General features: G+C 58.7%; 20 protein-coding genes and 1 tRNA gene. 10 read left to right on the top strand and 11 right to left on the bottom strand.

Features of this window, described 5'->3' with window-relative positions; translation table 11 throughout:
* Positions 1–587: 587 nt before the first annotated feature.
* Complete coding sequence (locus ACUXUR_RS12520; protein WP_445502681.1) at positions 588–1,079, bottom strand: hypothetical protein; 492 nt, start codon at positions 1,077–1,079, stop codon at positions 588–590.
* Positions 1,080–1,354: 275 nt separating this feature from the next.
* Here ACUXUR_RS12520 and ACUXUR_RS12515 point away from each other — a divergent pair, with 275 nt between their 5' ends.
* Both ACUXUR_RS12515 and ACUXUR_RS12510 read left to right on the top strand, forming a co-directional pair.
* Positions 1,355–1,990: a hypothetical protein gene (locus ACUXUR_RS12515; RefSeq protein WP_445502680.1), complete on the top strand. Its 636-nt coding sequence runs from the start codon at positions 1,355–1,357 to the stop codon at positions 1,988–1,990.
* Positions 1,991–2,060: 70 nt separating this feature from the next.
* Complete coding sequence (locus tag ACUXUR_RS12510; RefSeq protein ID WP_445502679.1) at positions 2,061–2,993, top strand: hypothetical protein; 933 nt, start codon at positions 2,061–2,063, stop codon at positions 2,991–2,993.
* A gap of 87 nt (positions 2,994–3,080) precedes the next feature.
* Here ACUXUR_RS12510 and ACUXUR_RS12505 read toward each other — a convergent pair whose 3' ends face one another.
* The 3 genes from ACUXUR_RS12505 to ACUXUR_RS12495 all read right to left on the bottom strand — a co-directional run bounded on the left by ACUXUR_RS12505 (position 3,081) and on the right by ACUXUR_RS12495 (position 6,340).
* Entirely contained in the window at positions 3,081–3,998 is a 918-nt protein-coding gene (locus tag ACUXUR_RS12505) for a DNA adenine methylase (RefSeq protein WP_445502678.1), read from the bottom strand.
* Complete coding sequence (locus tag ACUXUR_RS12500; RefSeq protein ID WP_445502677.1) at positions 3,995–5,344, bottom strand: hypothetical protein; 1,350 nt, start codon at positions 5,342–5,344, stop codon at positions 3,995–3,997. The genes ACUXUR_RS12505 and ACUXUR_RS12500 overlap by 4 nt, the downstream gene beginning before the upstream one ends.
* 261 nt (positions 5,345–5,605) lie before the next feature.
* Complete coding sequence (locus tag ACUXUR_RS12495; protein ID WP_445502676.1) at positions 5,606–6,340, bottom strand: TIGR02391 family protein; 735 nt, start codon at positions 6,338–6,340, stop codon at positions 5,606–5,608.
* A gap of 869 nt (positions 6,341–7,209) precedes the next feature.
* Between ACUXUR_RS12495 and ACUXUR_RS12490 the strand changes: the two genes are divergently transcribed.
* The 4 genes from ACUXUR_RS12490 to ACUXUR_RS12475 all read left to right on the top strand — a co-directional run bounded on the left by ACUXUR_RS12490 (position 7,210) and on the right by ACUXUR_RS12475 (position 10,827).
* Entirely contained in the window at positions 7,210–7,749 is a 540-nt protein-coding gene (locus ACUXUR_RS12490) for a recombinase family protein (protein WP_445502675.1), read from the top strand.
* 87 nt (positions 7,750–7,836) lie between these two features.
* Complete coding sequence (locus ACUXUR_RS12485; RefSeq protein WP_445502674.1) at positions 7,837–8,694, top strand: helix-turn-helix transcriptional regulator; 858 nt, start codon at positions 7,837–7,839, stop codon at positions 8,692–8,694.
* 237 nt (positions 8,695–8,931) lie between these two features.
* Positions 8,932–9,435, top strand: coding sequence for a hypothetical protein (locus ACUXUR_RS12480; RefSeq protein ID WP_445502673.1), 504 nt, complete (start codon positions 8,932–8,934; stop codon positions 9,433–9,435).
* A 15-nt stretch (positions 9,436–9,450) separates the two neighbouring features.
* Positions 9,451–10,827 carry a primase-helicase family protein gene (locus ACUXUR_RS12475; protein ID WP_445502672.1) on the top strand — a complete coding sequence of 459 codons (1,377 nt, stop codon included), beginning with the start codon at positions 9,451–9,453 and terminating at the stop codon, positions 10,825–10,827.
* A gap of 147 nt (positions 10,828–10,974) precedes the next feature.
* Here ACUXUR_RS12475 and ACUXUR_RS12470 read toward each other — a convergent pair whose 3' ends face one another.
* Together ACUXUR_RS12470 and ACUXUR_RS12465 are read right to left on the bottom strand one after the other, a co-directional pair.
* On the bottom strand, positions 10,975–12,603 hold the full coding sequence (locus ACUXUR_RS12470; protein WP_445502671.1) for a DUF6538 domain-containing protein: 1,629 nt from the start codon (positions 12,601–12,603) through the stop codon (positions 10,975–10,977).
* Positions 12,604–12,689: 86 nt separating this feature from the next.
* Positions 12,690–12,774, bottom strand: a tRNA-Leu gene (locus ACUXUR_RS12465).
* Positions 12,775–12,962: 188 nt separating this feature from the next.
* On the opposite strand from ACUXUR_RS12465, the gene ACUXUR_RS12460 reads away from it, so the two are divergent.
* The gene (locus ACUXUR_RS12460) at positions 12,963–14,063 is read left to right on the top strand and encodes a complex I NDUFA9 subunit family protein (RefSeq protein WP_445502670.1); all 1,101 of its coding nucleotides are present in this window, start codon (positions 12,963–12,965) and stop codon (positions 14,061–14,063) included.
* Here the strand turns inward: ACUXUR_RS12460 and ACUXUR_RS12455 are convergent.
* The gene (locus ACUXUR_RS12455) at positions 13,989–14,726 is read right to left on the bottom strand and encodes a sulfate transporter family protein (protein ID WP_445502669.1); all 738 of its coding nucleotides are present in this window, start codon (positions 14,724–14,726) and stop codon (positions 13,989–13,991) included. The two genes, ACUXUR_RS12460 and ACUXUR_RS12455, sit on opposite strands and share 75 nt — an antisense overlap.
* Before the next feature lie 212 nt (positions 14,727–14,938).
* On the opposite strand from ACUXUR_RS12455, the gene ACUXUR_RS12450 reads away from it, so the two are divergent.
* Positions 14,939–16,210, top strand: coding sequence for a flavin monoamine oxidase family protein (locus tag ACUXUR_RS12450; RefSeq protein ID WP_445502668.1), 1,272 nt, complete (start codon positions 14,939–14,941; stop codon positions 16,208–16,210).
* Here the strand turns inward: ACUXUR_RS12450 and ACUXUR_RS12445 are convergent.
* The 3 genes from ACUXUR_RS12445 to ACUXUR_RS12435 form a co-directional block, all read right to left on the bottom strand.
* Complete coding sequence (locus ACUXUR_RS12445) at positions 16,202–16,495, bottom strand: hypothetical protein (protein ID WP_445502667.1); 294 nt, start codon at positions 16,493–16,495, stop codon at positions 16,202–16,204. The two genes, ACUXUR_RS12450 and ACUXUR_RS12445, sit on opposite strands and share 9 nt — an antisense overlap.
* The gene (locus ACUXUR_RS12440) at positions 16,496–17,215 is read right to left on the bottom strand and encodes a Crp/Fnr family transcriptional regulator (RefSeq protein ID WP_445502666.1); all 720 of its coding nucleotides are present in this window, start codon (positions 17,213–17,215) and stop codon (positions 16,496–16,498) included.
* Positions 17,216–17,311: 96 nt separating this feature from the next.
* Positions 17,312–18,304 (bottom strand): 2-hydroxyacid dehydrogenase, encoded by a 993-nt coding sequence (locus ACUXUR_RS12435; protein WP_445502665.1) that lies wholly within the window; start codon positions 18,302–18,304, stop codon positions 17,312–17,314.
* A gap of 166 nt (positions 18,305–18,470) precedes the next feature.
* Between ACUXUR_RS12435 and ACUXUR_RS12430 the strand changes: the two genes are divergently transcribed.
* Together ACUXUR_RS12430 and ACUXUR_RS12425 are read left to right on the top strand one after the other, a co-directional pair.
* The gene (locus ACUXUR_RS12430) at positions 18,471–19,007 is read left to right on the top strand and encodes an SH3 domain-containing protein (protein ID WP_445502664.1); all 537 of its coding nucleotides are present in this window, start codon (positions 18,471–18,473) and stop codon (positions 19,005–19,007) included.
* Positions 19,008–19,123: 116 nt separating this feature from the next.
* The gene (locus tag ACUXUR_RS12425; RefSeq protein ID WP_445502663.1) at positions 19,124–19,270 is read left to right on the top strand and encodes a DUF3096 domain-containing protein; all 147 of its coding nucleotides are present in this window, start codon (positions 19,124–19,126) and stop codon (positions 19,268–19,270) included.
* 4 nt (positions 19,271–19,274) lie between these two features.
* Here the strand turns inward: ACUXUR_RS12425 and ACUXUR_RS12420 are convergent, their stop codons facing one another.
* Complete coding sequence (locus tag ACUXUR_RS12420) at positions 19,275–20,153, bottom strand: EamA family transporter (protein ID WP_445502662.1); 879 nt, start codon at positions 20,151–20,153, stop codon at positions 19,275–19,277.
* Between the last annotated feature and the right edge of the window lie 118 nt (positions 20,154–20,271).

The raw sequence follows: 20,271 nt of genomic DNA, 5'->3' as shown, positions 1-20,271 counted from the left end.
CTTCGTTGCTGTGTCCTCTCGGTTGGAGGATGTAAGCCGTTGACGTGGGCGATTGGTAGATTTTAGGGCAAGTTTCTTAGATCCAGCAGGTTTCGGTTTGCAGGTCGTCGCCGTTGTTGCACGCAGCGAGCTAGGGCAGAAGGTAATATGACGCTCTAAATGTTATCTCTCGGCTACGCTTATGTTATTTAATCTATAGGAATATTGACCTGTACGATAGTCGGGTGTTTGCTTTAGGCAGCTCTGGTGATGAAGCCGCTCTGTTCGGGAGGCGGCAGGTTCGTTCGTGAGCTTCGGCGTTAGATAATGCGCAGGTAACAAGGCTGTTTCTTTCTCGCGGAAGTGCCTCCTCTCGTTTGCCGAGTTCCTGTTGGGTCGTTTCGGTTAGTGGCCTGCCTCTGGAGGACGGTAGCGTTGCTGCTATTACCGCTGCTCCATACGCTATTTATTTGCGGCGAGTGGCAAGTCCGCACCTGTCGGCCGCGGCAGCGCCTCAGCAAGGTTACCTAAGGGAACCCGAGTAGGAATACTCGACTTCAGCTCGCCTTCGTCAGCAAAGATTAACGCTCGCGATATGATGTAGAGTATCATTTACTTCCCACGAACCGTATGGCGATACCATACTCCGCCTCGATTTTCTCTTGAAGTTCCTCATCATCAAGGAACAACTCTCCTAGTCGATCTATCAATGCCTTAGCTTCTTCAAGGGGCTCCATTGACCCCTCGCCTATTCCTGGCAGGGCCATTTGCTGGCTGGCACCATTCGTCGACGTACTGCCCGCGAGCAACCCTCTCAGATCGAATTCCAGAACTCCGTCGTCATCGAATTCTGCCTTCATGCGGGTGTTTTCCGCTGAAACGTCGATATCCTGGGGTATTCCCAGCTTCAACGCAGGCAAGGTGCTCTGCCAAGTCGATTTCCGCGGCACGATGACCGAGCGGAGCCCGCCCGGGTCGAGCGGCGAAAATGATATTCTGATGACCGGAAACACCGAGTGGTACACAACATAGCGGTCAGATTCGGCGAGATAGTTTGAACTCCCCCCGATAACGCGCGTCCCTCGCTTGGTGGCGATCATATAAATGTAATCTCGCCCATGTACCGGTCTGGTGCTCCCAATCTCTTGGCTCGACAATGTCACTGATTCCTCCTTCGACTAGCTTGCCTTCGATAGTTATGTGAAAGTGCATCGAATAATCCAGGTCTAAGTTTGTTTTTTCGACGCGTAATCACCGATAAGTCGCTGAATAAGCTCTCACTTCCAAAAATTCAGGAAAGTGCGTTGTACTTTGGGAAAATTCGCTCATATTTACTCCCATCAGCGCATCGGCGCTGCAACATAGAGGTGAACAAATGGCCGTTAACGAGCAGAAAGTCACAGTCGCTAAGGCGCTGTCCAACGAGGAGGTAATTGCTAAGGTTTTGGAGGCTATGCAGCAGAATACGCAGAGCCCCAAGGCTCTCGCTGACTGGATCATTCATGTGGGTGTGACGAACCCATTCCAGCTTCAGGAAGTCCGGAAGGGTCTTAAGGCTCACCTCATGGAGGGCGGAAGTCACTTCCACCTTACCAAGAGCGGTCGCTGGCTCCGTACGACCGAGAAGTGGGCGGATGGCTTGGGCGTAGACAAGGGAAAGGCCGAAGCCAAGTACCGGGCCTCAGTGCCGGCGGTTGAAACTGTCCGGGATACGGTTCAGTCCGCCATGGTTCCTGCGACAGTCAAGGACGCAGCTGAGACGGCACTAAATGTCTTCAATGCCCGTGCCAACAAGAAGCTTGACAGAGCCTCGATTGAGATCGCGTCGGAGCAGATCCACAGCCTTGTGAGCAAGACAGAGGAACTGCAGAAGGATAAGGATCAGGCAGATAAATATGCTGAGGATGCCCGCCAGACGCGCGACAAGCTCCTCACCATCCTTGACCGTCTCAGCATCAAGCTTGGCGGCGACGACGACTCTTCTGGTGGCTACAAGGTCGCTGCTGAGTAACCGGTACAGTGAAGCTTAAGACGGGCGGGATACTCTGGTTCCCGCCCTCTCTATGTCAAGGGGCCGATTCATGGACGACGTTAAGGCTGACACCACACGTAAGCTGACCAAAATACTACAACGTTTCCCCTCTGATCCTTCCGCTGGTAATCTTTTTACGAAAGCCGTTCTCACTGCTGTTGAAACAGGAGTTGTTGAGCTGACCGAGCTCAACGTCACCTGCGATAACAATGACTTGCTCGATAAACTCAAGCGAGAGAACGCCGAGATCAGAGACAAGACGCCGAAGAGCTGGAATGACTTCGTTGCCGTGGCCGAGGCCAAGGGGCACAAGACGCTCAAGGATAAGGCTGCTGCAGTCGGTGTGGACCCAGCCTACCTGAAAACCTGTAAGGAGATGGACAGAGTCCCGTTCGCTCTGATCCAGAAGTTAACAGATGCACCTGACGAGAGTGAAACCAGTCAACTCGAACTTGCACTCCGACGACTTAGCGCATCGCAAAAGCGTACCAATGCAGTTGAGAATGCTCTCGAGGATCGGAATTTCCTAACCTTCAGACTACGTCACTTCGATGTCCCGGGACCGCTGGCACCAGACGCGGCCGAGAAGCGGCCCCGATCCGATATGACCGACACTGAGTTTCGCGAGATCCTCAGTGTCCTGTTCCCGCACGTCGAGTCTGAATCTGCTCGGTGCGTGCTTCTATCGGTGCTAACTGGCTACACAGAGTTCAGTCACCGCTCACACGCCGGGCTGCTTAACCAGGGAGGCGCACCCCGTGCTCCGAAGGCCCCTTCGGACGAACTCGCTAAGTACTTGCGCCTCCTACGGCGAAGGGAAGAGGCGTTCCAACGTGGGGAACCACTTCCCGAACCTGAGACCAAGCAGGGTAAAGGAAAAAACCGCGCACGTAAGGAGGCTGGGGGAGCAGATCACAATTCCGCTCTCGGCGCTGTCGAGGAGGTCCCAACCTGCTCTACCGACAACGTCGAAGCAGCCTAGACCGGCCCGTCCTCGGTACCGTGCCGGATCAATCTCAGAACAAAGGCATGCCGGCTCCTTCCACAGAGGGGGCCGCGCCGGCCCGAGTTAGAGGAGAAGTTGAACCGGTTCTACAGAAGAAACCGCTCCCGAAAGCGGGGGTATTTCCATGCCGTCGCAGAAGAACATCACCTCTGTTCCCTGGCGAGCGGACCGGGCGCTATATCCAATGTTGTATGTTATCGAAGCACACTTCTCATAGAGCGATCTGATCTCAGGAACGTTGTCGTAAGATACAATCCAACTCTGTTCTGTAATCTTTGTCTGAACAAAGTGCGCCACCTGATCATGATCCTCTGGCTTGTAGTAGTCGAGGTACAAATCTTGGCCCTTCATATAGTAGGGTGGATCAAGATAGATAAGCGTTTTCTTTGGCCATCTTTTCACACCCCTTTCTAGAAAGGTTAGAGCGTCAAGACGAGTCAGCGTGATCCTTTTCTTCATCCGGCCGATTGCTTGAACTCGCGCTTCTAATTCAGGTGCATTGTATCGCGCATCGATCTTCCAGCGCCCAGTCTGATCGCGTCCGCCGATTATACCTGCATTGAGAATTCCAGATCTGTTGGTTCTGTTCAAAAAGAACGTAGCGAAGCCTACCGCGAGATCATCGTTGTCCTTCTCATTAGCTAGAATGTTCTTTTGTGCATCCCAGCTCTCCACACTCCGAGGAGTATCTCGTATCAGCTTGCAGAGTTCGTCCGTGTGGAACAGCACGCTCCGCCAAAATGCGTAAACGGGTCGGCTCAGATCATTTATGTGGATGTGCGTAACGTACTCATGAAACAGTAGCTCAAGTGCGATGCCAGCGCCTCCTGCATACGGCTCGACATACTCGCCATCCATCAGGCGGTTCACCTTCATCAACCGCTTCACATAAGCCGCAAGTTTTGCTTTTCCGCCTGGATAGCGGAGCGGAGTGAAGTGCGCTAGACGTCGTGGATTGTTATGAAGTTCTGTTGCACTCACGGCCAGATTTTCTCTAGAAGCGCCTGTGCCTTGTCCCAAGCTCGGGTAAGTTCATCCTCGGAAAGCGTTAAGATCTGGTTCGAGACGTAAGTGTCTTCATCTTCTGTTCGGATATAACCTAAGTCCACCATAGAGCTAAGGAAATCCCCTGCTAACTTTGAATTACCCTTCGCCGATTGGACGTGCTCTAAGACAAGCGAAAGTTTCAAGCTTCTTAGATCCTGCCAATTTTCTGAATCGTATGCTGCTTCCAGCTGCAGGTCGTGGTCAGCTATGTAATGATCTAGCGAGACATCAATAAAGCTGCCCATCAGTGCCACAATCGCGCAAGGATAGCTTTTAAGTCTCAGCGCCTTTAGCTCCTTGAAGGCGGATAGCGCAGTCTCCTCGTTGACGTTGAGGCGACAGCCCTTTGGCACGATGACAAGCCGTTCTGGTACTTTCGGTTGCTCCTTGTTGGGCTTAGGACGGGCATTAGACTGAATTTTGGAGGCAGCCTGTTCTTGTCCCGCACGGTCAACAGGAACCGGAGCCCTGAATTGTAGCGAGAAGTCGGGCATCTCCTTAGCAGCAAAGCTGGACAGATATTCCGTCTGCTGTCGGACCGACTTAAGCTGTGTCACACTGATACGCTTTTCAGCAAGATCGAGGACAATTCGCTTTAGCGGTTTCAGCGCCTCAGCAATCGGGACCTTGGTGAGGAGACTGTCGTCCTCTATCTCAAGCCCGATTTGCCTCCGTACCGCCGGAGTCGAGAGTAAGCGATCGAGTGTGGTGATCGGGAATTTTCCCAAGAGTGCCTGTCTCTGCGGCTCAGACAAGATCGCATGGTTGCGGACGAGATCAAGAGCTTGGAGTGCAGGATCGCGCCCCGTAAACCGCGCGACCGCCTCGGCCGACCATCCGACTATCCCGCGACCCTCGTCCTCACCACGATGCCGCTGTTCGATCCACATGTTCCCCTCGGCGCGACTCGCTACCTCAAAGCATGCGATAGGCTCAACAGAAGTTCGATCGAACCGTGCAGCGAGACCCTCAAGTCTCTTTTGAAGCGTCGGACGGACGTCTAGGCCAGTGAGCACTGCAGGGTTAGAGAGAACCTTTAGCGCTGCGGTGCGCCGGTTTCCTTCTAGGACGATGAACTTTCCATCCTCATGTCGCATTACGAGGAGTCGGTCCATCGGGTTCAGGTTGTTCTCGATGATGTTCTCTGCGAGATTCGCCAGCTTGACGCCCTGATCATCTATGATCGCCTGCATTGCTTCGTGCTGGTCTAGGGCACTTCCTATCCGCGGGTTTAACAAATCAAGCCTAAGTTGATCGATTCTCAGATTTCTAGCACCCACTGGAATCCCCCCTTAGGGGGTACGTAACTAATCAGCCCATCCTCGGTAAAGAGACTATCTGCTCTTATCCAAGTAAAATCAGTACCGTCTGGAGAAGCCGCGGGTCTGATTGGAGTTGAGTTTGTGGCTTCCATCGGGGAATTTTGGGCAGCTATCAGCGCCCGTAGCCTTGAAGGGTACGCTTGTTCAGGATGCGGAGTGAATGGCTCTCTGGGGACCTAGATGAGGTTAGTATCTGCAGCGTTGCTCTTGCGCGTGATCTCAGGAGCGCCTGCTATCCACTATCCGGAGCAAGTGGTTTGCAAGCATTATGATTTCAAACGCCTCGCGGGGATCATTGAGAGTCACATTCCGATGTGAGTGAGGGTTCTTATAGGAGCCAATCGCCCCAGCGAAGAGATTGGACAGAGCTTCCCTTTCCGAAAGTTCGGACGTTTGATCTCTGAGAGCGCCAGTCTCAGGATGAAAAGCGTCTCGCATTAATCGAACGCCGATTACATTCGCTGGCAAATGTGCGGCTTCGCGTACCGCAACTTCAACGGCCTTCATTGCTTGGAAGACGGCAACATCGAACTCGCCGCGTATGAAAGCCATCCAGACAGTTTGCGCTATCGTCGGGTGTAGGTTCGCCTTTGCAACGTGACTTGCCATCGCAAAGGCAGCGACCTCCGTCTCCGTTTCAAGTCTCTTTGCTCTTCGGCTGAGTTGCCTCCATCCACTTTGCCGATTGCTGTTGTCCGCTACGGGAACAATCAATGCTTGGCCCTCTAACCACGCAAATGCTTCTGAGACTGCAGCAGCAATCTCCGCCAACCGATGGGTAGGGTATGGTGAGGATGAGGACCCTGGTGCGATTTCATTGATGAAGTTTCCAGGGTGAAACTGAGTATCTCGGTAGTGTTGCTTGAGAAGGAAGAGGACTTTTGCGCTGAGCTCTTCAGGCTCAAGCGCCAGAACGGTGTCCGCATCGGGTATGATTTGGGCAAGGAGCCGCATGTTCAATCCTTCAGCACTAGGGTTGCTCGGTGAAATTTGGTCCTAATAAACATCTAGTGATGAAAGCAAACAAGGTTGTGAACTGAGGAATGCCGGCTCCTAGAAGCGAAAAAATGTGAAGTGGTATCAACAACGTCGACGCGCCTATTTCCCCCCATGCCCGGGGTGCTTCTGAAATCTCTGATGAACGCGCGGCTATCAGCATTTATGCCGAACTGGGGCAAGGCCACCAAGGGCTCGGCTCGCCGTTGGCTACTCGCCAAGCTTTCCTCAGCGCCCTCTCCCCAGCAACTGACACAGCTCGCGATTTCGGCAGTACTCGGTCCCGAACAGCGAAGAGGATGAGTGGCACGGAAAGGCCTTTGCACTGAACAGACGCGTCCAGGACAATGTCATTCCCTGTGTAGAAACCAACTGGATTATAGCTCTGGTCCAGGAGTGCAGTGTCCCCCCGAATGTCCAGGCCGATGACCTTATAGATCCCGTAATCGCATAGAAGCCTAGCTTGTTTGTAATCGAAGTCGATTGATGCAAAAGCCTCTGCCACGATTTCCACGGTCAACTGCGACGGACCTGTATCGGTACGGTTGCCATCACACAGGAACTGGCCCTCGCTAATCTTTGTAAGGTCCATCTGATTGCCTTCGATCGGTAAAATAGAACAGTTCGGGACGGGACAGAATGACTAGTGCGAATAGGGGAAGGACACAATAACTGTGCCTCATGGTCGACGAGCGAGTCTCGGACGAGTACACCCTAGCGAGACATGCTCGTGAGACACCTTGAGCGTATCATATGGGTTGACGTCGCAATTATGAGACATCATCCTCCTTATCTCTAGACCCAAATGAGACAGAAGGAGGACCAACATGGCCGTTTATGGCTACGCTCGTGTCAGCACGGTCGACCAGGACCTTACCACTCAAATCGAGAAGCTCACCCAAGCTGGCTGCACGATCATCCGCGAGGAGAAGGCGAGCGGTACGTTCCGCGAAGGCCGCAAGGAGCTGGACACGCTTCTCGCCTTCCTGAGACCAGGGGACATACTCATGGTCACGAAGGTGGACCGTCTCGCCCGCTCAGTGGGCGACCTGCAGGACATTGTGAAGACGATCCGAACGAAGGGCGCTGAACTCCAGGCGACTGATCAGCCTATCGACACCAGCACGGCGGCAGGGAAATGCTTTCTAGATATGCTCGGTGTGTTTGCTGAGTTCGAGACGAACCTACGGCGTGAGCGTCAGATGGAGGGGATCGCGAAGGCGAAGCAGCAGGGGATCTACAAGGGCCGCAAGCCGAGCATCGACCCTGCGGAAGTGCGCCGTCTCCATGCGGAAGGACTTGGAGCCTCCGCTATCGCCAAGCAGCTCGGTATAGGTCGGGCGAGTGTCTATCGGGTGTTGAGCTAAAACTCGTTATGCGTGTTCACAAACCTACTTGACGTGTTTGGTGCCTGAACCCATATTGTGCGTACTGAAACACATCGGGGGTGTTCAATGAACAAACTCAAGGAACTTCGGTCCCGTTACGGCCTCAAGCAGAAGGATGTCGCGGAGAAGCTCGGAACCACGCAGCAGACGATTGCCCGGTGGGAGACCGGTCAGACAGCTATTCCAGTCGCTCAGCTCAAGGATCTCGCCGCGCTGTTCAGTTGCAGCGTCGATGAACTTCTGGGCTTTGAACTCCATCCCACTGAGCGGACGGGAGCCGCGTTCGGGCGAGCCGACCATCAGCATCCGTTCGGTACTCTCCGAGTTGGCTTCAATTTCGGGAGCCGGGCTTATCCCATTGACGAGCAGCAGCGAGATTATGTGGTCGAGAAGCTCCGTCCAGGCTTTGACCTCGACGGGCACAAGGGCTGGCTGCAGTTTGGCACTCTCGACAACCGGCTCGTATTCCTCAATCCGGCCTATTTAGCCGATGTGGCGCTGGTCTCTGACGACAAGGAACAGATGCCGTACTGGGCTTCGCCTCAGACTTACCAGAACCTGACGCGGGGCGTTCCTGTCCGCCAACTCGGTCCAATCGTGATCGAGGAGCGGGAACAGGTCATCAGGTCCCTTTTCGACAAGGACGGCAATGACGAGGTGACGTCTGAGGAGGAAGAACGGGCTGAAATGGCCATGAACCAAGCCACGGTGTTCTACCCGGACGGACGGACCTCGGCTCACTTCTTGACCGACGAGACGACGACAGACTTCAACAACCTCAGCATGAACGTCGATGATGTCGGTCGAAATGCCTTTATCGCTGTTGGAGAGGAGGGTTCAGATCTTCACTTCATCAACTTGAGTGCAGTCGCTGCAATCGAGGTGCCGCTCGAAAAGTATCTTGAGTATCTCGACCACGACTAACCGGGACCAACGGAGTGAGCTTCGTTTTCCGTGTCTGTCTTCTTGGGGATGGGTACAACTTCTGAAATCGCCATGCATCGTATTTGTCGTTCTCCAGGCTGCGGAGCCCCGACGACATCTCGCTTCTCAGCCTATTGCTCTTCTCACAAGGCCCGCCTTCGCCGACATGGGGCAGTCGATCAGGAAGGAATTACAAGGGCCGACCTCAAACCTTATCTCGGGCGCGTCAGAGCCCGCATGGACAAGAACCCTGAAAGTCCCGCATGGGGTCACCTCGACGACCGTTGGAGGACCCTTGTGAGCCATGCCGAGGGCATCCTCGCGGGCTATCGTCAGGGACGAGCAGGTTCTCGCCATGAGCGCATTGCCGCTCAGGAAGTCGTCAAGCTGGCGAATGCGGTCGAGCCGCGTCAGGTGGTCGAGACCGCGCTGGCCATGTTCCTGATGCAGGAACTCGACCCGCGACGGTTCCGGTCAGATCAAGCCTTCCGCACCCAGCTGGTGCGCCGCATCCGGGGCCTCACCGACCTGAACGCGGGCGAGTACTACGACCACACCTCAGGGAAAACCAAGCGGGCCTATAGGGACCTGCCTCCTCGGGCCACGGCGGTCCTGGGTCTGTGGCTCGCCGAGGCGTTTGGGGTCGCCGGGCTTCATCTCGCTCGCCTGGAGGCAGCTGAGCAGAAGAAGACAAGCAAGGAGCGCCAGGAGCTGCATAAGGCGCTGTCAGAACTCGTGTGAGTATAGGGGTTAGAAATGGATATGCTGACCGAAAAGCTCTCCGACACCCGCGAGAGTAAATCTACATCTTCATCAGAGCGGTTGCCTCAGGAGGGCTCGAAGGAGTTTCGGGAGCGGTGCGACGAGGTGCTGCGGAAAGTCGTCCAGAAGTACGCCTGGACGGCCCAGCAGGAGGGCATCGTCTTGCGCCGGAGCCCGCTGAAGCAGAGCCCCTACAGAGACTACATCTTCGACCGCATAGCAAAGGTCGAATACGGGTTCTTCTACATCGACCGGAGCGGGAGGAAGCGTCTCTGGTATCCCAAGTTCGAGTATGTGCTCGGTGCAACTCTGGAGGAAGAGGAGGACTTCGGGTTCATCGTCGCAGAGCGCATCGAGTTTCTTCCCGGCAAGGAGGAGGTGACCCACGATGTCGACGGGTGCCGTGTGCTTAACCTCTGGCGTCCACCCGTTTGGGAAGTTCAGGAGGATGCGCCAGAGCCGAGGCTGTTCATCGAGCATCTCGACTATCTCTTCAATGGCGACCAGACAGCCGTGAGCCATGTACTGGATTACTTCGCCCATATGCTGCAGCGGCCTTGGGAGCGGGTCGGACACGCTCTGCTGATCACCTCGGAAGCCAAGGGCATCGGGAAGTCCACCCTGGGCAACATCGTGCGCCGCCTCGTCGGCGAGCAGAACAGCCGGGTGGCGCAGACGAAGGACCTCAAGGGTCAGTTCGATGGCTGGCTTGTCGGCAAGCTCGTGATCCAGGTGGATGAGGTCTATGAGGCGGGTAACTGGGACCTCGCGAACAAGCTCAAACCGTTGATCACAGAGCGCACGGTGAGCGTGAACGTGAAGTACGGCCCGCAGATGGAGATCGAGAACTATGCCCGCTTCATCATGTTCTCAAACCACACGGCCCCTCTGAGCATCGAGGAGGGTGATCGCCGCTACTTCGTGGTGAATAGCAAGGCTCAGCCCATGGACGACGGGTACTACGAGAAACTGAACCAGTTCATCGACAGCGCCGAGGGCATGAACGCGATCTATTCATTCCTCATGCGGCGAGACATCTCGACGTTCAACCCGCACCGCCGCCCACCTATGACGGAGGCCAAGAGGACAGTGATCGAGGTTAGCGGCAACCCACTGCGAACCTACATTGTGGAGTCCGTTGAGAGTGGGCACTTCTACGAAGCGTTCGGTGGACGTGAGTTCACCCTCGATGGCATCCAGCGGCAACTCCACAAGGATGGATACGGCCAACATGCGAAGAACCTGAAGGAACTCGGGGAGGCACTGAAGATGGCCGGGGTGGAGCAAATCAGGAAGACCGTCAATGGCAGCAAGCGGCGCTTCTACCTGTTACCTCCCCGAGAAGACCTCGACGAGGAGACAGACTTCTGATGTGAGAGTTTTGAGTAGCACCCGGTCCTCCCGGTCCCGTTCGCTAGTTGCTTGAAACACAACAGGTTGAGATGGACCAGGGTGGCGCACATTCCCTGGTCCACACTTGGTCCTGGTACAGCCTGCAGCGGCAGCCCAAGACACTCACTACGCAGCAAGGTTTGTCTCGGGCTCCGTCAATCCAGGCAACTGGATGCGGGCCACTGCACGAGAGGCTGTGGTGAGCCACGTCTCCCCGTATTCCCGGCCAACGGTCGGGGCGCTGTTTCCTGTAATCGCATCAAGTACGCTGTCCTGTATCCCGGCATCCCGACCCAGCGTCTTGAACAGGTGCCTCCACGCATGGTTGGGGTCCTTGCGGTGCTCCTTTCGCCCAACCTCGATGCCAAGACGGTGGACCCATGCTGCCACGTTCTTCGCGACGATCTTCGGCTGGGGCTTCTTCGCTCCAGGTCGGCGTCGGTTCGGGTCATAGAACAGAGGCCCACGTCCCTTGCTTCGCACGAAGGCTAGGAAGCCAGCCTCAAGCACGTGCGGGTGAAGAGGCACTTTGCGTTCGGAGCCATCGTTTTTCAGGGAACCGGCCTCGGGCCTGAAGCTCATGTACCAGATGCCGTCCTCGCAATGGATGTCCTCGGCCCGGAGTTGGCAGACCTCCGAAACCCGCGCCCCGGACTGAGCACAGAGCAGCGGCACCCATCGGTACACCGGACTTGTCGCTTGGGCAGCGGCCGTCAAAATCGTTGCCGCCTCGTCTTTCTCGAAGCCCAGCATCCTCTGGCCAGCCTTCTTGCCCCGCCGGACAGAGACTTTATCCGCTGGGTTTTGAGGCAACAGCTCGTTCGCAACCGCCCAGTTGAAGACCGCCTTCAGAGCCGCGAGCTTGCTGTCGTTGATGGTCTTCACGCTGTTGTTCGAGTCCAGCAGGTGCTGCTTCCAGTTCACCACGTCTGACCGCGTCACCGATAGGGCATTATCGTGCCCGATGAAGCTGATGAAGCTCGCGATGTAGGAGCGCCAGAGGTCCAAGGTGGCCTGCTTTGGCTGGCTCTCCTTCGCCCAACCCTCCAGCAGTTCGGTCATTGTGGGACCTGATCTGTTGGCTATGGGCTCCTTCGGGCGGTCAGGCTCCCAAGTCGGGAAGCGCTCGACCGTTCGATCAGGCCGGTAGTCGCCGTATCCCCGTCTCTTCAGGGTCTCGGCTGCTTCCATAAGGGCGACCCCAACGGCCTCGAACAGCTTGGTTCGCGACTCGCTGTCGATCTGCAGGCCACGCTGCTCAAGGAAGAGGTCGAGATTGAAGATGCGGGAGAGTTCGCGGACACCCCGCTTCGGGTCGTATGGCTCCCGCTCGACCCCATCGCCCTCTGGATCGAAATAGGCCAAGCCATCGCTCAGTAGGCTCTGATAGATGTCCCAGTTGTCTGGGTCTCCGGGCTCATCCTGGTTCGTCAGCACCAGATCGCGATACCAGAGCCCAGCCAGGGCCACGATCTGCTTGTGGGTGAGCGAGATGGTTCCCTTACGGGCCGCAGCCCACCGCTCTTGAAGCTGGGTCTGGACGGACGAATGGCGAACCCGAGCCTCGCTTGCGTCCCTAGTCCGAAGAGAAATCTTGATGATGGGGCTGAGCTTGACGGTACTCGTCTCGTCCCCGACCTGAATGGATACAGTCTTACCGGCGAGCTGTGCCTTCAGATCAGCGGGAACGCGGCCTCGATAATACCAGATGCCAGTATCGGGATGACGCCAAGGGCGAGACATCGAGATAACCATGTGTACCTTCCCTGTGTACCTACAGGGAGAGGCTGAAACCCTTATATTCCGGGATTTCTTTTTGCATCAACCCCTTAGAGAAGGGTTGGTGCCCAGGAGAGGACTCGAACCTCCACGGCTTGCACCACTGGTACCTGAAACCAGCGCGTCTACCAATTCCGCCACCTGGGCATGCCTGTTCGGCGAGGGTTCGTTTAAGGTGCTTGGAGCTTCGCGTCAATCACTGAAAATGAGGTTCGTGCGGTTTCTTGATGCGACGCCCCTTCACAGGGGGACAGCGTTTGACTAGAGACATTCCAAATTCACCCCCAAGCTCCCCTTGCAGGTCCTTTGCAAGTCTTGGCGGACAGGAGGCTTTCATGATCGGTGCCCTTCGCACCCCTGAGCAGCAAATTGTCACGGTCTTCGGCGGATCGGGCTTTCTCGGCCGCTATGTGGTGAGCCTTCTGGCCAAGCGCGGCTACCGGGTGCTCGTCGCCACCCGCCAGCCGAACCGGGCGAGTTTCTTCCCCATGGGCAAAGTGGGGCAGGTCCACGCGATCCAGGCCAATGTGCGCTATCCCGACTCGATTGCCCATGCAGTGGCGCGAGCCGACCATGTCATCAACCTCGTCGGCATCCTGCAGGAAGGCGGCCGCCAGCGCTTCGATCCGATTCAGGCGGAGGCCCCCGCCCTGATCGCGGAAGCCGCCAAGAACGCCGTCTCCTTCATCCATGTCTCGGCCATCGGCGCCGATGCCGATTCCGAATCGGCCTATGCCCGCTCCAAGGCCGCCGGCGAGGCGAACCTTCTGAAGATTCGCCAGGATGCGGTGATCCTGCGTCCTTCCATCATGTTCGGACCGGGCGATAATTCCTTCAACCGTTTCGCATCGCTGGCCCGCATGTTTCCGGTGCTGCCGCTGCCGGGCTGCGACACCCGCTTTCAGCCGGTCTATGTGGGCGATGTCGCCGAGACCATCGCGCGCGCGGTCGACGGCGCGGTGAAACCGGGCATCTATGAACTCGGCGGCCCTGAAGTTCGCACCATGCGCCAGATGATGGAGTTCGTCTGCGAGGTGACCGAGCGCAAGCGCCTGATCATGCCCGTGCCAAATACGGTGGCTCGCTTCCAGGGCACGATCATGGGCGGGCTCGACAAGCTCACTCTCGGCCTGCTGCCGCGCGAGATCGTCACCACCCGCGATCAGGCGATCCTGCTCGAGAAGGACAACGTGGTATCGGAGGCCGCCATCGCCGAGGGCCGTACCCTCCAGGGCCTGGGCATCACGCCCACCACCATCGAGGCCATCGTGCCGTCCTACCTCATCCGCTTCCGCAAGACCGGCCAGTTCGATCTCAAGCGCAACACTGCGCCCACGACGCCGGACCTGCTGGCTGCGAAATCAGGAGACGCGACGTCCGACTTCCACCCGGAGCGGGCTTCCGGCCCGGCCGTCGGCCAGACGTCGAGCCATTAAGCCCTTGTGCAGGTGAACCATCATCGCGGCTCCGAAAATCGGAGTGATGAGGTTCAGGACCGGCACGAGAACGAGACATGCCAGAACCGCGCCTGCCGCGAGCACCGTCCCCCGGTGCTCGTAGCGCAGCTGCTTGACCTCGTCAGGGTTCCAGAAGCGGCCTGCTGCCAGCTCGAAATATTCACGGCTGAGGAGATAGGCGTTGGCGATGAAGAACGCGCCGATATTGATGCCCGGCACGAAGAGCAGGAGCAGGGCGACGAGGTTTACCGCCAGCGACAGAGCACCAAAGCGCAGGCCATAGAGGATGGCCTTGCCGAAGGGCAGAGCCTGGCCCCGCGGATCGGCGGGGTAGTGTTTGCGCTCGACGATTTCGGCCACATCGTCGAGAAAGTAACCCGCCACGATCGCCGAGACGGCGGGGAGCAGATAGAATAATCCGAGGAAAAGGCCGAAGCCCGCGAGAAAGAATGCGAAGCTGTCGAGAACCGGATAGCTCGCGACCAGATCGTGAGTCGTGAGAAAGGTGTCGAAGAGACGCGTCAGGACGACCCAGACCAGCGCCAGCAGCGCGATGGTCAGGCCGATGGACTTCCATAGGATGCGCCGGAGCGCCGGCGAGAAAACATCGCGGGCTGCGGCAATGACCGTCTGGATCAGCATGTCTGGTTCGTCTTTCTAGAGCATCGGATCAATCCCAAAAGTGCATTCCACTTTTGGGATTGATCCGATGCTCATTCTTGAGAGGAGTGTTCATGCGGAAAACCGGATCCACTTTTCCGCACGATGCGCTAAGGCAGTGCCGCCTCGTCAGCGGCAGGCGCGGCCTTTACTTATGAACGAACCTCTCGAATCGCGAGGGGGTGGGGGAATTCGTGCCGCTCGACAGCTCTTCTGCCATTACCCTTTCTCAAGAACCCGACGTTGTGATCGTCGGAGCGGGCAGCGCCGGGATCGGGGCAGCGCGGCGGCTTCTCGCCTCCGGCCTTTCCGTGACCGTGCTGGAAGCGCGCGACCGCATCGGCGGACGCACGGTTACACGATCCTTCAAGGGGCATCCGGTGGATCTTGGCGCCCATTGGCTTCATGCAGGTCCCATCAATCCTCTGGTGAAGCTCGGATTCGAGCGGGGCGAACCCTTGCGCCGGGCGCCGACGGACGGACACTTCTATGTGCGCGGGAAGCCCGGAAGCCGCGCGCAATCGGCGGCTCTCCATCGGGCCTTCGCCATGGCCGACCGGGCGATGACGCAAGCCGCGAAAGCTGGGCAAGACCAGCCCGCCGCCAAGGCTCTGCCGCCGGGCATGGGGCCGCTGGGGCATCGGGTGTCCAGTATTCACGGCCTTGTCTCGGGCCGGCCGCTCGATGAGGTGAGCCTGCACGACTTTCCAAGCATGGAATATGCGGACAACCTGTTCATTGCGGGCGGGCTCGGGGGCTATGTGGCGCGGCTCGGAAAAAGCCTGCCGATCTGCCTAGGCGCTGCCGTTCACGCCATCGACTGGTCGGAACAGAGCGTGCGGATCGAAAGCTCTGCCGGAACCCTTCGGGCGAGGGCTGCCATCGTCACGACCCCTATGGCCGTGCTGCAGACGGACGCGATCCGCTTTGCGCCCGCCTTGCCGAACGAGGTGCGGGAAGCAATCCATGGCTTCACCCAAGGGGTGTACGAACACGTGATCCTGCATTGGCCGGATGCTCCTTTCACAGGCCCCGACCGGCTTGCGACGCTCCTCGGAACGAATCGCTCCCCGCCCGGCCTTCTCACGCGCATCGACAACACGCCCTTCCATTTCTTCGAGCTCGACCAGCCCCATGCGGCGCGGTTCGATCGGCGCGACGCCCATGCGCCGGCGCGTTTCGCACGCGAAATTCTGGCCGAGCATTTCGGCCATCGGGCTCTGCGGAACTTGAGCGTCATTCATGCCACGACGTGGCGCAACGATCCCTGGTCGCGGGCCTCCTGGGCCGTGATCCCGCCGGGGCTTGCCCCCATTCGCGACAGCCTGAAGGCGCCTGTGGCCGAGCGGATCTGGTTTGCGGGCGAGGCGCTCTCGCGCGCTCAATGGGGCACCGCCGGAGGAGCGTGGGAAGAGGGCGAACGGGCAGCGGGGGAAGTCGCCGAACGGCTCAAGGCCTCACGATGAGGCCAATCCTGATTCCAGCCGCCCGCGCACCCAAGCAATCGCTTCGTCCAGGGTCGGAAAGACCGGTGGCTGGTGGGTCATGAGAATGCTGCAGCGGCCGAAGCCCGCTTCCAGGAACCAGCCGCCCGCTCCGTTTCGTCCGCCGGCATTCTCTTCCGCCGAAACTTGAGCGAAGACCGCCACGAGATCGGCTCCGGAAAAGACGAGGCGCCCCTCGTGACTGCCGCCGTCGCTCATGACCGAGACGGGCTGGAGGGAGATGTTCGCAGTGGACTGCTCGGACATCTATCGATGCTCGTGCTGAAGGTTGAGATAGGTCGGGGTGAACTCGCCCACCTTTTCCAAGCGGCCCCGATCGAGGATCGTCAGGGCATCGCCCTGCCACCGGATGAGCCCTTCTTTCCGCAATTCCTGCAGCACGCGGTTCACGTGCACGGTGGAAAGCCCCAACGTATCGCCGAGCTCGGCTTGCGTGAGCGGCAGATAGATCGTGTCGCCGTCGGTCCGGCCGACCGCTTTCAGGCGCAGGAAAAGCTCGCAGATGAAATGCGCCATATGGGCGGTGGCCGAGAGGCGGCCCATGGCGGTGAGCCATTCGCGATGGATTGCACCATCGATGAGCGTGTTGAGCCACAAGAGACGCGTAAGATGGGGATGCTCGGCGGTGATTCTTTCAAGCGCCGCATGCGGCACCACGGCGACGCGGCAGGGCGTGAGCGCCAGCACGCCGTGATCCATCGTCTTTAAGAGAAAGCTGTGAAGGTCGACGAAGTCGCCGGCGACATGGATCGCCGTGATCTGCCGACGACCATTGGAGAAGATCTTGTATCGCGCGGCAAATCCGTCGAGGAGCAGACTGCTCTCGGAGGGATGCTCGCCTTCGTGCACGATGTCCTCGTCAGCCTCGACCACCCGGACGCGCGAAATCGCGCTTTCGAGAACCCGCTTCTCGTCATCCGAGAGCCGGTCGCGCTGTTCGAGCTTGAGAACGAGGGGATCGGGCATGAAGGCTTTTCATCGAGGAATGAAAAACCCTTCTGGCCGTTCTCAGCCCAAGCCCGCACTCACATATGTTATCTAAGGGAGGATTGTTCCCGGGCGTCACACCATGCTCGGCAGCACGCGGTCCGGCGGCTTGTGGCCGTCGATAAAGGCCTTGATATTGACGATCACCTTCTCGCCCATGGCGATGCGGCCCTCATGCGTGGCCGAGCCCATATGCGGCAGAAGCACCACCTTGCCCTGCCTGGCGAGTTTCACGAGGCGCGGATTGACCGCAGGCTCCTCCTCGAACACATCGAGGCCCGCGCCCGCAATGGCGCCGGATTCGATGAGCTTGGTCAGCGCTGCTTCGTCGATGATCTCGCCGCGCGCCGTGTTCACGAGGATTGCGTCGGGCTTCATGAGCTTGAGGCGCCGCGCCGAGAGCAGGTGATAGGTGGCGGGCGTGTGCGGGCAGTTCACGGAGACGATGTCCATGCGCGCCAGCATCTGGTCGAGCGATTCCCAGTAGGTTGCCTCAAGCTCCGCCTCGACCTTCGGCGGAACATGGCGGCGGTTGTGATAATGGATCGACAAGCCGAAAGCACGGGCTCTCCGGGCGAGCGCCTGGCCGATGCGGCCCATGCCGACGATGCCGAGCCGCTTGCCGGTGATGCGGCGCCCCAGCATCCAGGTGGGCGACCAGCCGGTCCAGTCCCCCTCTGGGATCACCTTGGCGCCTTCCGTGATGCGGCGGGCGACGGCGAGGATCAGCGCCATGGTCATGTCCGCCGTGTCCTCGGTCAGCACACCCGGCGTGTTGGTGACCGTGATGCCTTTCGCGACCGCCGCCGCCACGTCGATATTGTCGACGCCGTTGCCGAAATTGGCGATGAGCTTGAGATTCGGGCCCGCCTGCTCGAGCAGCGCAGCGTCGATCTCGTCCGTGATGGTGGGCACGAGAACATCCGCCGTGCGAACCGCCTCCGTCAGCTCCTCGCGGGAGAGGGGCTTGTCCTCGAGGTTGAGACGGGTGTCGAACAACTCGCGCAGGCGCGTTTCGATCACGTCGGGCAGACGGCGGGTAACGACGACGGCAGGTCTCTTTTTCATCGGCTTTAAGCGATCCCCCGCATGAAAACGGCTGGGTCAGAATGAGGTTTTCACGCTCCCTTAACCCTGTCTCGGCAATGAATGGCGACGAGCCGCCGCGTGGCGGCTTAGGCTAAGCTTCTCTATCAGAGGCTTGAGCAGACACAAAGTCGCCGAGAGGACTTCCATGCGCAAGATCGTCGCCGCCATTGCCGCCTTCATGGTCAGCGCGGTGCCGGCTCTCGCGCAGCAGCAGCCCCCTGGAGGGCGCCTCGGCACCGGCCTGCCCGTGCCCCGCTACGTGAGCCTCAAGACCGACCGCGTGAACCTGCGCGAAGGCCCCTCCAAGGACCACCGGACCGCCTGGGTGTTCCAGCGCGCGGGCCTGCCTGTCGAGATCATCGCCGAATACGAAACCTGGCGGCGCATCCGCGATTCGGAAGGCACGGAAGGCTGGGTGCTGCACTCCCTTCTGTCGGGCCGGCGCACGGCCCTCGTGATGCCCTGGGCCAAGAAGGGCGAACCGCCGATCAGCCTGCTCGACAGGCCCGATCCGAAGGCGGGCGTCATCGCCCAGATGCAGCCGGGCGTGATCACCAACGTGAAGGCCTGCGACGGCCGGTGGTGCCGTATCCTGATTGCGATGGACGGCGCGCGCGATCTCGACGGCTACGTGCAGCAGGAAAAGCTCTGGGGCGTCTATCCCAACGAACAGATCGAGTAAGTGCTCAGGATACCGCGGGACTTTTAGACCACCGCAGGATTTGAAGCTTTCCGATTTATCAAGGAATGGCCCCATAAGTAACGAGGTATCATCCGTTGTTTTCCGGGTTCGATTCCATGTCCATCAATCTGAGCTTCAAGCTCCTTCCGATCCTTGCGCTGATCCTCGGCATCGCCTCCATCGTGGCGCCGCGCTTTCTCAACATCTTCGTCGCGATCTTCCTGATCGCTTACGCGCTGGTGGGTTTCGGCGTGCTGCGCTGATCTCTCAAGCGGCTCTCTGGCGGTTCAGAAGGCGCGCTCCGAACACGTTCAGCGCCAAGCCCGTCACGATCACGGCCCCGCCGATGGCCTCGATGGGCCGCATGGCCTCGCCCAGAATGAGGGATGAGCCAAGGATCCCCGCGACCGGCACGAGCAGGGCATAGGGCGTCACGGTCGCCGCCGGATGGCGGGAGAGCAGGTAGGCCCAGACCCCAAAGGCGAAGATCGTGGTGGGATAGGCGAGATAGGCGACGGCGCCCCAGGTGCCGGAATCCATGCTCATGAGGGCCGAGATGACCCTGTCCGGACCGTCGAGCAGGAGGGAAAGGCCCAACAGCGGCAGGGGCGCGACGAGGCTCGCCCAGACGATGTAGCCCAGCATGTCGACCCGGCCGGCGCGCTTGGAGACGATGTTGGCCACGCCCCAGGAGGCGGCGGCAGCCACGGTCATGAGGAACGGCACCGCTCCGCTCCCGGAAAGCCGCGGAACGGCGATGATTACCAGGCCTGCAAAGCCGATGAGGCCACCAACGATCTGGTGACGGCCGGGCCGCTCGGCCATGAAAAGGGCAGCAAACAGGATCGTGAAGAACACCTGCGCCTGCATGACGAGGGAGGCGAGGCTTGCTGGCATGCCGAAGGCGATGGCGGCGAAGAGCAGGCCGAACTGGGCGACGCCGAGGAAAAAACCGTAGGCCGCCACATTCCCGAAGGATGCCTTGGGCCGCGGAACGAAGAAGATTGCGGGAAGGGCGGCGAATAAGAAGCGCAATGCCGCCAGCAGCAGAGGCGGCATGGAGCCGACCCCGAGCTTGATGACGACGAAGCTCAGGCCCCAGATGACGGTGACCAGAACGGCAACGAGAGAGTGTGCGAGCGGCATGAGAAAAAATCCAGGCTGCCGCTTCTAGCGCATCGTGCGGAAAAGTGGACCCGATTTTCCGCGTTCGACGATGCGCTCATCAAAGAAAGAAGCATCGGATCGATCCGATGCTTCGAAA

The sequence above is a fragment of the Microvirga medicaginis genome (assembly GCF_052658925.1).
The sequence above is the reverse complement of the archived record's forward strand: the minus strand, read 5'-3'. Positions and strand labels throughout refer to the sequence as shown.

Bases quoted from the DNA above. Each gene is read 5' to 3' on its own strand.
- ACUXUR_RS12510 (WP_445502679.1), top strand. From the start codon at position 2,061: ATGGACGACGTTAAGGCTGACACCACACGTAAGCTGACCAAAATACTA.
- ACUXUR_RS12480 (WP_445502673.1), top strand. From the start codon at position 8,932: ATGGACAAGAACCCTGAAAGTCCCGCATGGGGTCACCTCGACGACCGT.
- ACUXUR_RS12445 (WP_445502667.1), bottom strand. From the start codon at position 16,495: ATGTCCGAGCAGTCCACTGCGAACATCTCCCTCCAGCCCGTCTCGGTC.
- ACUXUR_RS12460 (WP_445502670.1), top strand. From the start codon at position 12,963: ATGATCGGTGCCCTTCGCACCCCTGAGCAGCAAATTGTCACGGTCTTC.
- ACUXUR_RS12475 (WP_445502672.1), top strand. From the start codon at position 9,451: ATGGATATGCTGACCGAAAAGCTCTCCGACACCCGCGAGAGTAAATCT.
- ACUXUR_RS12425 (WP_445502663.1), top strand. From the start codon at position 19,124: ATGTCCATCAATCTGAGCTTCAAGCTCCTTCCGATCCTTGCGCTGATC.
- ACUXUR_RS12430 (WP_445502664.1), top strand. From the start codon at position 18,471: ATGCGCAAGATCGTCGCCGCCATTGCCGCCTTCATGGTCAGCGCGGTG.
- ACUXUR_RS12470 (WP_445502671.1), bottom strand. From the start codon at position 12,603: ATGGTTATCTCGATGTCTCGCCCTTGGCGTCATCCCGATACTGGCATC.
- ACUXUR_RS12495 (WP_445502676.1), bottom strand. From the start codon at position 6,340: ATGCGGCTCCTTGCCCAAATCATACCCGATGCGGACACCGTTCTGGCG.
- ACUXUR_RS12440 (WP_445502666.1), bottom strand. From the start codon at position 17,215: ATGCCCGATCCCCTCGTTCTCAAGCTCGAACAGCGCGACCGGCTCTCG.
- ACUXUR_RS12520 (WP_445502681.1), bottom strand. From the start codon at position 1,079: ATGATCGCCACCAAGCGAGGGACGCGCGTTATCGGGGGGAGTTCAAAC.
- ACUXUR_RS12490 (WP_445502675.1), top strand. From the start codon at position 7,210: ATGGCCGTTTATGGCTACGCTCGTGTCAGCACGGTCGACCAGGACCTT.
- ACUXUR_RS12455 (WP_445502669.1), bottom strand. From the start codon at position 14,726: ATGCTGATCCAGACGGTCATTGCCGCAGCCCGCGATGTTTTCTCGCCG.
- ACUXUR_RS12435 (WP_445502665.1), bottom strand. From the start codon at position 18,304: ATGAAAAAGAGACCTGCCGTCGTCGTTACCCGCCGTCTGCCCGACGTG.
- ACUXUR_RS12485 (WP_445502674.1), top strand. From the start codon at position 7,837: ATGAACAAACTCAAGGAACTTCGGTCCCGTTACGGCCTCAAGCAGAAG.
- ACUXUR_RS12515 (WP_445502680.1), top strand. From the start codon at position 1,355: ATGGCCGTTAACGAGCAGAAAGTCACAGTCGCTAAGGCGCTGTCCAAC.
- ACUXUR_RS12420 (WP_445502662.1), bottom strand. From the start codon at position 20,153: ATGCCGCTCGCACACTCTCTCGTTGCCGTTCTGGTCACCGTCATCTGG.